A 10,179-nucleotide genomic window follows, 5' to 3' on the forward strand; every position below is an offset into this window, starting at 1 on the left:
GAGCCGGCCACCGTCACGCGACAACCGGCGCAGTCGGCTCGCCGAAGATGATGCGGTTATTGAACGGATCCACGACCGTCATTTCCGTCATGCCCCAATCCTGCCGATCCAGCCCCGGTCTGTTATGTTTATAGTTCTTCTCGTTCAATTCGCGATGCAGGCTCTCGACGCCGCTCGTGTAAACATAGGCATGTGAACCCAGCGTGCCGTCACCATGATGCTCGCTCAGATGAATGACGAGCCCGTTCCGGGACACCTGCATATAAACCGGCGCGTCCGGATGGAAACGATGCTCCCAATCCACCTTGCAACTCAGAAAGCCGAGATAGAACTCCCGTGCCTTCTCCTCGGAGGAAATCCGGAATACCGGAACGGCCTTGTTGAAGGCGACGGTCATATCTTCAGGCTCCGCGACGATCGGCATTAACTTATCTGAGCGGTGATTTGTAGCGTGGCGGCGCGGGCTGGGCTATCGTCCGCCGCAACAGGACAGACATGATGGAAAATCCAACAAAACAGGCCGATTTCGGCTTCCGCCGCGTGCCCCTGGCGGACAAGCAGGCGCTGGTCGACGATGTCTTTCATAGCGTCGCCCGCCGCTACGACCTGATGAACGACCTGATGTCGGGCGGACTGCATCGTGCCTGGAAGAACGATCTCGTCACGGCCGTGAATCCCCCGAAGGGGGCGCACGATTTCCACTTGCTTGATGTGGCGGGCGGCACCGGCGATATAGCTTTCCGGGTAATCGAGGCCGGCGGCGCCGGAACCCACGCCGCAATTCTGGATATCAACGGCGACATGCTGGCGGTCGGCCGCGAGCGCGCGGTAAAACGCGGCCTCAATCACGCGCTCACCTTCATCGAGGGCAATGCCGAGGCGCTGCCGCTGCCTGACAAGTCCTTCGACGCCTACACAATCGCCTTCGGTATCCGCAATGTGCCGCGAATCGAAGTGGCGCTGGCTGAAGCGTTCCGCGTCTTGCGGCCGGGCGGCCATTTTCTCTGCCTGGAATTCTCGTCTGTCGATGTCCCGGGCCTCGACAGGATTTACGATTTGTATTCCTTCAACGTGATTCCTGCGATCGGCCGCGCGGTCACCGGCGACGCTGAGGCTTATCGCTATCTCGTGGAATCGATCCGCAGATTTCCCAAGCCCGAAGCCTTCTCCGCGATGATCCGCAAGGCCGGCTTTGGCCGCGTATCATACCGGAAGATGAGCGGCGGCGTGGTCGCCCTGCATTCCGGCTGGCGGCTATGAATCACTTAGTTGAGCCTATTGCGTCGTAACGTGATCTCATCCCTCGCTCATCTCACGCGTCTGGCCCGTGCGAATTATGTGTTCGCGCGCGAAGGCGTGTTCGGACTTGTCGATCCCTCCCCGCTTCCGTTGCCAGCCCGCGCCGTTTTGTGGTGCGCACGCCTGATCGAGCGGCCCACGAAAGAAAGCAAAGCCGGGCGGCTGTCCGTGGCGCTGACCCGGCTTGGCCCCACTTACGTCAAGCTCGGGCAGTTCCTGGCGACGCGCCCCGACATTGTCGGTGTGACGCTGGCGCGTGACCTCGAAAGTTTGCAGGATCGCATGCCGCCTTTTCCGCAAGCGCAGGCGGAAGCGGCCATCGAGCGAGCCTTCGGAAAAAAGCTGAACGAGATTTTCGTCACGGTCGGCCCTCCGGTCGCGGCTGCCTCAATCGCGCAAGTGCATCGCGCCGATGTGATGACGCCGGAAGGGGTGAAGCCAGTCGCCGTGAAGGTGCTGCGGCCGGGCGTCGAGCGGCGTTTCAGGACCGACCAGGACGCTTTCGCCTTTGTCGCGCGCAAGGCCGAAGCGTGGTCAGCCGAAGCGCGTCGGCTGCGCCTGATCGAGACGGCGGAAACCTTGCGGCGCTCCGTCATCCTGGAAATGGATTTCCGCCTTGAAGCCGCCGCCCTGTCGGAGATGGCGGAAAACACCCGCAATGACGTCGACTTCCATGTCCCGTCAGTGGATTGGGAACGCACGGCCAAGGATGTGCTGACATTGGAATGGATCGACGGCACGCCGCTGAACGATCATGCTGCACTGCGCGCCAAGGGATTCGATCTGCCGGATCTCGGCCGCAAGGTGATCCAGTCCTTCCTGCGCCACGCATTGCGCGACGGCTTTTTCCACGCCGACATGCATCCCGGCAATCTGTTCGCGGATGACGAGGGCCGTATTGTCGCGGTGGATTTCGGCATCATGGGGCGCCTCGGGTCAAAAGAACGCCGCTTCCTCGCCGAGATTCTCTACGGCTTCATCACTCGCAATTATCAGCGGACCGCCGAGGTGCATTTCGAAGCCGGCTACGTGCCGCCGCATCATTCGGTGGAAAGCTTCGCCCAAGCAATCCGTGCCATTGGCGAGCCGATCCACAATCGCACGGCCGAAGAAATCTCAATGGCGCGCCTCTTGATGCTGCTGTTCGAGGTCACGGGCCTGTTCGACATGCGTACCCGGCCGGAATTGCTGCTTCTGCAGAAGACCATGGTGGTGGTGGAGGGCGTCGCCCGCAATCTCGATCCCAGACTTGATATGTGGTCGACCGCCGAACCCGTGGTTCGGGAGTGGATCGAGCGCCATCTCGGGCCAGCCGGCCGGCTGGAAGACGCGGCGGGCAGCGCGATGGAAACCGGACGCTTCCTGCTTGGCGTGCCGGGCCTGCTCTCGCGCGGCGCCCTCCTCATGGAGCAGCTCGACGCCATCACCCGGGACGGTCTCGTCCTGGCGCCTGAAACGGTGGCAGCCATCGGCCGGGCCGAGGCGCGCCGCAACCGCTGGACAGCCCTGGCCTTGTGGGCGATTGCCGCGCTCCTGACGTATATCGTGTATCTGCTCCTGTAGGGTCCTGGAGCGTTAACCATGCCCGGCGAGCCGTATAAGCTGGGTCCAATAGTTAAGCCTGACCGGGTATTGATGCCGTCCATGCTGACCAACAGGCGCATCCTACTGATCATTGGCGGCGGCATCGCCGCCTACAAATCCCTTGACCTGATCCGCCGTTTGCGCGAGCGCGGTGGGCAGGTGCGCTGCATTCTCACCAAAGCCGGGCAAGAATTCGTTACGCCCTTGTCGGTCAGCGCCATTTGCGGCGAACGCGCCTTCTTCGATCTATTCGACTTACAAAGCGAATTCGATGTCGGTCATATCCGCATCGCGCGGGGTGCCGATCTGGTTGTGGTTGCGCCGGCGACAGCCGATCTGATGGCGAAAATGGCCGGCGGGCATGCCGATGATCTCGCATCGACGGTCCTGCTGGCGACCGACAAACCCGTCTTGCTGGCGCCGGCGATGAATCCGCGAATGTGGGATCATGCCGCCACGCAACGCAACGTCGCGCAACTCACCGCAGATGGTGCGCGTTTTGTCGGACCCAATGACGGCGAGATGGCGGAAAGCGGCGAACGCGGCGTCGGCCGCATGGCTGAGCCGCTGGAGATCGTCGCCGCCATCGAAGGCCTCTTTGCAAAGCCAGGCGGCGCCCGGCTACTCGCGGGGCGGCGGCTGCTGATCACATCGGGCCCGACGCATGAGCCCATCGATCCCGTCCGCTATATCGCCAACCGCTCGTCCGGCAAGCAGGGCCATGCCATTGCGGCAGCGGCGGCCCAGGCCGGTGCGGATGTGACGCTCGTTTCGGGCCCGGTGAATTTGCCTGACCCTGATAACATCCGAACTGTGCGGGTGACGACCGCGCGCGACATGCTGGCAGCGGTTGAGAAGGCGTTGCCCGCAGATGTTGCGATCTTTGCCGCCGCGGTTGCCGACTGGAGCATTGCGACCCCGGGTGAGCAGAAGATCAAGAAGAGCAAAGACGGATTGCCGTCCCTGTCACTGGTGGAAAACCCGGACATTCTTGCGACCGTCGCGCATCTCAAAGACAGGCGTCCGAAATTGGTCATCGGCTTTGCCGCCGAGACCGAACATGTCATCGAACATGCCAAGGCAAAGCTCCGCCGCAAGGGTTGCGACTGGATCGTCGCCAATGATGTCTCGCCGCAAAGCGGTATTATGGGCGGAGATCGCAACACCGTCCATCTGGTCACTGACAATGGTGTTGAGTCCTGGCCGTCGCAATCCAAAGAAGATGTGGCGCGCGCTTTGATCACGCGGGTGGCCGAGGCGCTCGGAGCAAATCCGTGAGCAAGATGGAATTGCAGGTGATGCGGCTGCCGCACGCCGCCGATCTGCCGCTGCCCGAACACCAGAGCGAGCATGCGGCCGGTCTCGATCTCTTGGCAGCGGTGCCTGCGGACTCCCCGCTCATCATCGCGCCGCACGCCTATGCGATGGTCCCAACCGGCCTTTGCATCGCCTTGCCGCCGGGGACCGAGGCCCAAGTGCGTCCGCGTTCGGGATTGGCTGCCAAGCACGGCGTGACGGTGCTTAACAGTCCTGGCACGATAGACGCCGACTATCGAGGCGAAGTTAAGATCATTCTAATCAATCACGGCAGCGAGGCCTTTGCGGTCTCGCGCGGAATGCGAATTGCACAGTTAGTTGTCGCGAAATTTGTTTCTACAGAGGTCAAAATTGTCACGGGCTTGTCAGAAACAGCGCGGGGCGCAGGTGGTTTCGGCTCGACCGGCATAAAATATGAGACTAACCGGAGTAAGGGCTAGACAGTTCCGTGTAATTTATTACCGTTATGCATCATAAAATCACATTAGGATGCAGGTAATATTGGAATGCCGCTGCTGTCTCGCAAAGGCATCTTGGCCATCGCGGCGGTCATCGACGTTGCGCTCAATTCCCGTCACAGGCCGGTTTCGGCCAAGACACTCGCGGCACGACATGGACTGCCGCCACGGCATCTCGAGCCTGTCTTGCAGGCGCTCGTGCATGACGGAATTCTCCGGGGAGTGAGAGGACCGCGCGGCGGCTACGAACTCGGCCGTGAGCAGAAGCAAATCACGGCGGTCGATATCCTGCGCGCCGCAGGAACCACCGACGAAGACAGTGAAATGGATTTTCCGACCTCGTCGCAAATCAAGACAGTCGTGCTTCCCGCTCTTGCTCAGGCCGAACGTGCCTTTGCCGCCGCGCTCGGCAAAATCAACGTCGAAGAGTTGGTGAGCAACGCCGCCCGTCATCCACATTGACGCGCTCCGGCATCGCAAGGTGGCGATGTTCACGGTCTGGACTCTTACGGGCCGACTCCGCTTGGAGTTAAAGTCAAATGATTCGGGCGGGTGGATGCGGACCCTTCCTGCCTGCGGGTTCTGCGTCTCCTAACCAAATGACATACGAGGAGCACCGGGCTGGCTGCGCGCAGGCGTCTGCCGAACCGGCGCCAGGACAGCAGGTATGCGGGCATGAATCGGACGACAGGCGGCTGGCTTCGGGCTGATGCGCTGCGAGGAGGCTGGCCGGTTGTCGTCGCGGTAAATCTGGTGCCCCCTACGGCGGCCGCCGAGGAAAGCATCGGCGCAACCTTCAGCGCATATCTCACGGCCATTTCGATGCTGGACCGCCATGAGATCGCCAGCGCGGCACTGTCGCTTGGCGTCCTGTTCTTCGCCGTCGTGACCTCCTTCCTTCTACTGCGGGCTCGCCGCCAGAGCGCCGAGAACGAGGCAGCGCTCCGCAGCCAGATCAGCGCGCTGGCCGCGGAGGCCGACCGCGCCAACACGCTGTTACTGTCTGAGCCTCAGGTAGTGATCGCCTGGGCTGCGGCTTCCGAAACACCGGAGATCATCGGCGACACCGGGATCGTCACATCCTCCACCTTGCCGCACCGTGTGCTGGCATTCGGATCGTGGCTGTCGCCGGACGAGGCGCAGGCGCTCGAAACTGCCGTTGAGGCACTGCGGGGACGGGGGCAATCCTTTTTCATGACGGTCACGACGCATGCCGGAAAAACCGTCGAGGCCGAAGGGCGCGCCATCGGTGGTCGCGCAGTGATGCGGCTGCGCGACGTCAGCGGCATCAAAAGCGATCTGGCCGAGCTGACTGCGCGGCATCAACAATTGCTCGACCATATCGGCGCCTTGCGCACTCTGATCGACGCGCTGCCCTGCCCGGTTTGGGCGCGCGATGCCGCCGGCCGGCTCACCTTCGTGAATGCAGCCTATGTCAGCGCGGTAGAAGCGGCGGATGCCACCGACGCGGTCGAACGCGGACTGGAATTGCTGGACCGCGCCGAGCGCGAAGACGCAGCTGGCATGCGCGCCAGCGGTCAAATCTATCGCGGCCGCGCGCCCGCCGTCGTCGCCGGCGCCCGGCGAATTTTCGACGTGGTGGAAGCACCGGCCCGTGGCGGCAGTGCCGGTGCCGCCATCGATGCCTCGGATGTCGAAAACATGCACGCCGAACTTGGCCGCGTGACCGAGGCGCATCGTCGGACGCTCGACCAGCTCGCGACCGGGGTTGCGATCTTCGGCGCGGACCAGTCGCTGAAATTCTACAACACCGCCTATCGCTCGCTCTGGGACCTCGACAGCGGTTTCCTCGATCAGGCCCCGACCGATTCCGCCATCCTGGACAAGCTGCGAGCAGCTCGGAAACTTCCCGAGCAGCAAGATTTCCGATCCTGGAAAGCGCAGTTGCACGAGGCTTACCGCGCCCTCGAAGCGCGGGAAGACATGTGGTTCCTGCCGCGCGGGCGCACCCTGCGCGTGGTCACGACGCCCAATCCCGAAGGCGGCGTCACCTATCTGTTCGACGACGTCACCGAAAGGCTCGACCTCGAGCGCCGCTATGACGCGCTGATTCGCGTGCAGGGCGAGACCCTCGACAATCTCGCCGAAGCCGTGGCGGTGTTCGCGAGCGACGGCCGCCTGCGACTGCACAACCCTGCTTTTGCGAGAATGTGGAAACTGGCGCCAGAAGTGCTGGAAGAGCGCCCGCATATCGAAGCGGTCATCGCCTGGTGCGCGCCGCTGCATCCCGAAGACGAAACGCTGCGCGCGCTGCGCGGTGCGATCACGTCGATCGGCCAGAGCGAGCCGGTGACCGGCCGCCTGGAGCGGCGCGACGGCAGCGTGATCGATTGCGCCACGCTGTCGCTGCCCGACGGCGCGACGTTGGTCACATTCCAGGATGTCACCGATACCGTGAATGTCGAGCGCGCCTTGCGCGAGCGCAACGAGGCGCTGGAAGCCGCCGACCGGATCAAGGTCGATTTCCTGCACCACGTGTCCTATGAATTGCGTTCTCCGCTGACCAACATCATCGGCTTTGCGCACTTCCTCGGCGATCCCGTGACCGGGCCGCTCAACACCAAGCAGGCGGAATATCTCGGCTACATCACCGTCTCGACCAATGCTTTGCTCGCGATCATCAACGACATTCTCGATCTTGCGACCATCGATGCCGGCGCGATGCGGCTCAATCTCGGCCCGGTCGACATCCGCCGGACCATGGATGAAGCCGCCGAAGGCATTCGCGACCGGCTCGTCAATAACGGCATCCGGCTCGACACCCGCGTCTCGGCCGATATCGGCAGCTTCATCGCCGACGAACGCCGTGTCCGCCAGATTCTCTACAACCTGCTGTCAAATGCGATCGGCTTCTCACCGGCCGGCGCGACCGTGCGTCTGACCGCCGAACGGACCCCCGCCGCGGTGATCTTCTCGGTCACAGATCAGGGTCCGGGCATCCCCGCCGACAAGAAGGATCGCATATTCAAATCCTTTGAATCCGACCCGCTCGGGTCCCGGCACCGCGGGGCAGGACTTGGCCTGTCGATCGTGCGTTCCTTTGTGGAGTTGCACGGTGGTACAGTGGATGTCGACTCCGCCGTGGGTCGCGGGACCACCGTAACATGCACCTTTCCGCTCGAGCAGACGAGCCGGCACATCGCCGCCGCGTGACCAGCTGACGGGCCGCCGATGCTTTCGACAACATCAGGCGGCACCACCCTCAGTCTTGCCCTCGAAAACGAACAGGCGACGCACCAGCTTGTCGTCGACATCGCCAATGCACTCGAGCCAGGCAACATGGTCACGTTGTCCGGGGATCTCGGGGCAGGCAAAACGACCTTCGCGCGCGCCTTGATCCGTCATCTTGCCGGCAATCCGACAATTTCGGTGCCGAGTCCGACATTCACGCTCGTGCAATCCTATGAGCTTCCGCGGTTTCCCGTCGTTCATGCCGACCTTTATCGACTGTCCGGACCGGACGAACTGGGCGAACTCGGGTTCGATGATTTTGCGCCGGAAACAGTGGTGCTCATGGAATGGCCGGATCGCGCGGGCAGCCTTCTACCCGCCGACCGGATCGACATCGCTTTCACTTTGTCGCCGGAGCAAGGCCTCGAATACCGGAATGTGCACATCACCGGCTACGGTACGCTGGCAAAGCGCGTCGAGCGCGTCGCCGCCCTACGCGATTTCCTGGAGCGGACGGGCTATGCCGGCGTCGACCGCCGCCGCATGCAGGGCGACGCGTCGACGCGCGTCTACGAACAAATTCTGTGCGAGGGAAAAAGCGTCATCCTGATGAACTCCCCGCGCCGCGCCGACGGGCCGGCCGTGCGGGGCAACAAGCCCTACAGCGCCATCGCGCACCTGGCGGAAGATGTGAAGCCGTTCGTCGCCCTCGCAACCGGATTGCGCGAGCGTGGCTTCTCAGCTCCGGAAATCCTGGAAGCGGATCTCGAGCACGGCTTTCTGATCATCGAAGATCTCGGATCCGAACCGATCGTGTCCGGCACGCCGCCGGCTCCGATCCAAAAACGCTATGAAGCGGCGGTGGATACGCTGCTTGCGCTGCATGGACTTTGGCTTCCGGATATTCTTCCGATCGCCCCCGGCATCGAGCATAGCATTCCCCGTTACAGCCTGGACGCGCTGCTCATCGAGTCGGAATTGCTGCTCGACTGGTACATTCCCGCCGCCGGCGGCGCCGTTTCCGACAGCATGCGCACCATGTTCACCGATCTGTGGCGCGGGGCCATGCTGCCAGTCCTGACCGCCCAACCAACCTGGGTTCTGCGCGATTACCACTCTCCCAACCTGCTCTGGCTTCCGGAGCGCGAGGGCATCCAGCATATCGGCCTTCTCGATTTTCAGGACGCGGTGATGGGGCCGCCGGCCTATGATCTGGCCTCGCTCTTGCAGGACGCGCGCGCTGACGTGCCGGAGACGATGGAAGTCTCCCTGCTCACGCATTATTGCCGTGTCCGCAAATACCGCGATCCCCAATTCCAGGTCGTGCCCTTTGCGGAGACTTACGCCATTCTCGCCGCGCAGCGGGCGACCAAAATCCTCGGGATTTTCGCCCGGCTCGACCGGCGCGACGGCAAACCGCAATATCTTCGCCACATGCCGCGGATATGGGGATATCTGCAGCGTTCGCTGACCCATCCCTCGCTGACGTCGCTGCAAGCATGGTATCGCAGCCATGTTCCCGCCTGGCGACATTCGTCCTAGCAATCCGGAGATCTGAATGGCGCAAGCCATCAACAGAGCAAGCACTCCCCGCACCGCGATGGTGCTCGCGGCGGGCTTTGGCGAACGTATGCGACCGCTGACCGACCGTATGCCGAAGCCCATGGTCGAGGTCGCCGGCAAGCCCCTGCTCGACCATGTACTCGATCGTCTCGCCGAAGCGGGTGTCGAGACCGCGGTCATCAATGTCCACTATCTCGCCGACCAGATCGAAACCCATGTCGCAAAAAGGGCAAAGCCGCGCGTCGTCATTTCGGATGAGCGCACGGAAATCCTTGGCACCGGCGGCGGCGTAGTGAAGGCGCTCCCGCATCTTGGCGCTGCGCCATTCTTTCACGTCAATTCTGACAGCATCTGGATCGATGGCGTGCACGGCAACCTGCACCGGCTCGCGGCGGCCTTTGACCCGCAAATGATGGATGCGTTGCTGCTGCTCGCGCCGTCCGCCGGCAGCATCGGCTATTCGGGCCGTGGCGATTTCGCCATGGCGCCGGACGGGCGGCTGCGCAGTCGCGCCGAGCGCGAGGTTGTGCCCTTTGTTTATGCCGGGGTGGCGATTCTGTCGCCCGCGCTTTTCGCCAACGCCGAGGCTAGGCCCTTTTCGCTGACCACGCTGTTCGACCGGGCCGCCGAATCAGGCCGCCTGTTCGGGTTGCGGCTGGAAGGCCTGTGGATGCATGTCGGCACGCCGGACGCCATTGCACTGGCGGAAAACGCCATCCTGGAAAGCGCGGCCTGACGCCAATCAGCAAAGGGTGGCCTGCCGCTT

At 62.8% G+C, this 10,179-nt stretch carries 9 protein-coding genes; 8 read left to right on the forward strand and 1 reads right to left on the reverse strand.

Annotation, left to right across the window (positions count from 1 at the left end; genetic code table 11):
* Window positions 1-13: 13 nt before the first annotated feature.
* Window positions 14-424 (reverse strand): glyoxalase superfamily protein, encoded by a 411-nt coding sequence (locus tag RO009_05290; protein MDT3684441.1) that lies wholly within the window; start codon window positions 422-424, stop codon window positions 14-16.
* Between the two features lie 74 nt (window positions 425-498).
* On the opposite strand from RO009_05290, the gene ubiE reads away from it, so the two are divergent.
* From ubiE to RO009_05330, 8 genes are all read left to right on the forward strand, one after another.
* Window positions 499-1,260 carry a bifunctional demethylmenaquinone methyltransferase/2-methoxy-6-polyprenyl-1,4-benzoquinol methylase UbiE gene (gene ubiE / locus RO009_05295; protein ID MDT3684442.1) on the forward strand — a complete coding sequence of 254 codons (762 nt, stop codon included), beginning with the start codon at window positions 499-501 and terminating at the stop codon, window positions 1,258-1,260.
* Window positions 1,261-1,290: 30 nt separating this feature from the next.
* Window positions 1,291-2,862 carry a 2-polyprenylphenol 6-hydroxylase gene (gene ubiB / locus RO009_05300; protein MDT3684443.1) on the forward strand — a complete coding sequence of 524 codons (1,572 nt, stop codon included), beginning with the start codon at window positions 1,291-1,293 and terminating at the stop codon, window positions 2,860-2,862.
* Window positions 2,863-2,943: 81 nt separating this feature from the next.
* On the forward strand, window positions 2,944-4,161 hold the full coding sequence (gene coaBC, locus RO009_05305; GenBank protein MDT3684444.1) for a bifunctional phosphopantothenoylcysteine decarboxylase/phosphopantothenate--cysteine ligase CoaBC: 1,218 nt from the start codon (window positions 2,944-2,946) through the stop codon (window positions 4,159-4,161).
* 5 nt (window positions 4,162-4,166) lie between these two features.
* Window positions 4,167-4,640 carry a dUTP diphosphatase gene (gene dut, locus RO009_05310; GenBank protein ID MDT3684445.1) on the forward strand — a complete coding sequence of 158 codons (474 nt, stop codon included), beginning with the start codon at window positions 4,167-4,169 and terminating at the stop codon, window positions 4,638-4,640.
* A gap of 66 nt (window positions 4,641-4,706) precedes the next feature.
* Window positions 4,707-5,120, forward strand: coding sequence for an Rrf2 family transcriptional regulator (locus RO009_05315; GenBank protein MDT3684446.1), 414 nt, complete (start codon window positions 4,707-4,709; stop codon window positions 5,118-5,120).
* Between the two features lie 213 nt (window positions 5,121-5,333).
* Window positions 5,334-7,832 carry a PAS-domain containing protein gene (locus RO009_05320; protein MDT3684447.1) on the forward strand — a complete coding sequence of 833 codons (2,499 nt, stop codon included), beginning with the start codon at window positions 5,334-5,336 and terminating at the stop codon, window positions 7,830-7,832.
* An 18-nt stretch (window positions 7,833-7,850) separates the two neighbouring features.
* A complete protein-coding gene (gene tsaE, locus RO009_05325; GenBank protein MDT3684448.1) occupies window positions 7,851-9,392 on the forward strand; it encodes a tRNA (adenosine(37)-N6)-threonylcarbamoyltransferase complex ATPase subunit type 1 TsaE in 1,542 nt (513 codons plus the stop codon).
* A 16-nt stretch (window positions 9,393-9,408) separates the two neighbouring features.
* On the forward strand, window positions 9,409-10,149 hold the full coding sequence (locus RO009_05330) for a nucleotidyltransferase family protein (protein MDT3684449.1): 741 nt from the start codon (window positions 9,409-9,411) through the stop codon (window positions 10,147-10,149).
* The last annotated feature ends 30 nt before the right edge of the window (window positions 10,150-10,179 follow it).

This window comes from Pseudorhodoplanes sp. (genome assembly GCA_032027085.1).
Classification (GTDB): Bacteria; Pseudomonadota; Alphaproteobacteria; order Rhizobiales; family Xanthobacteraceae; genus Pseudorhodoplanes.

Excerpts from the sequence above, each read along its gene's own strand:
- RO009_05290 (MDT3684441.1), bottom strand. The coding sequence starts at position 424 with ATGCCGATCGTCGCGGAGCCTGAAGATATGACCGTCGCCTTCAACAAG.
- ubiE (MDT3684442.1), top strand. The coding sequence starts at position 499 with ATGGAAAATCCAACAAAACAGGCCGATTTCGGCTTCCGCCGCGTGCCC.
- coaBC (MDT3684444.1), top strand. The coding sequence starts at position 2,944 with ATGCTGACCAACAGGCGCATCCTACTGATCATTGGCGGCGGCATCGCC.
- dut (MDT3684445.1), top strand. The coding sequence starts at position 4,167 with ATGGAATTGCAGGTGATGCGGCTGCCGCACGCCGCCGATCTGCCGCTG.
- RO009_05315 (MDT3684446.1), top strand. The coding sequence starts at position 4,707 with ATGCCGCTGCTGTCTCGCAAAGGCATCTTGGCCATCGCGGCGGTCATC.
- RO009_05320 (MDT3684447.1), top strand. The coding sequence starts at position 5,334 with ATGAATCGGACGACAGGCGGCTGGCTTCGGGCTGATGCGCTGCGAGGA.
- tsaE (MDT3684448.1), top strand. The coding sequence starts at position 7,851 with ATGCTTTCGACAACATCAGGCGGCACCACCCTCAGTCTTGCCCTCGAA.
- RO009_05330 (MDT3684449.1), top strand. The coding sequence starts at position 9,409 with ATGGCGCAAGCCATCAACAGAGCAAGCACTCCCCGCACCGCGATGGTG.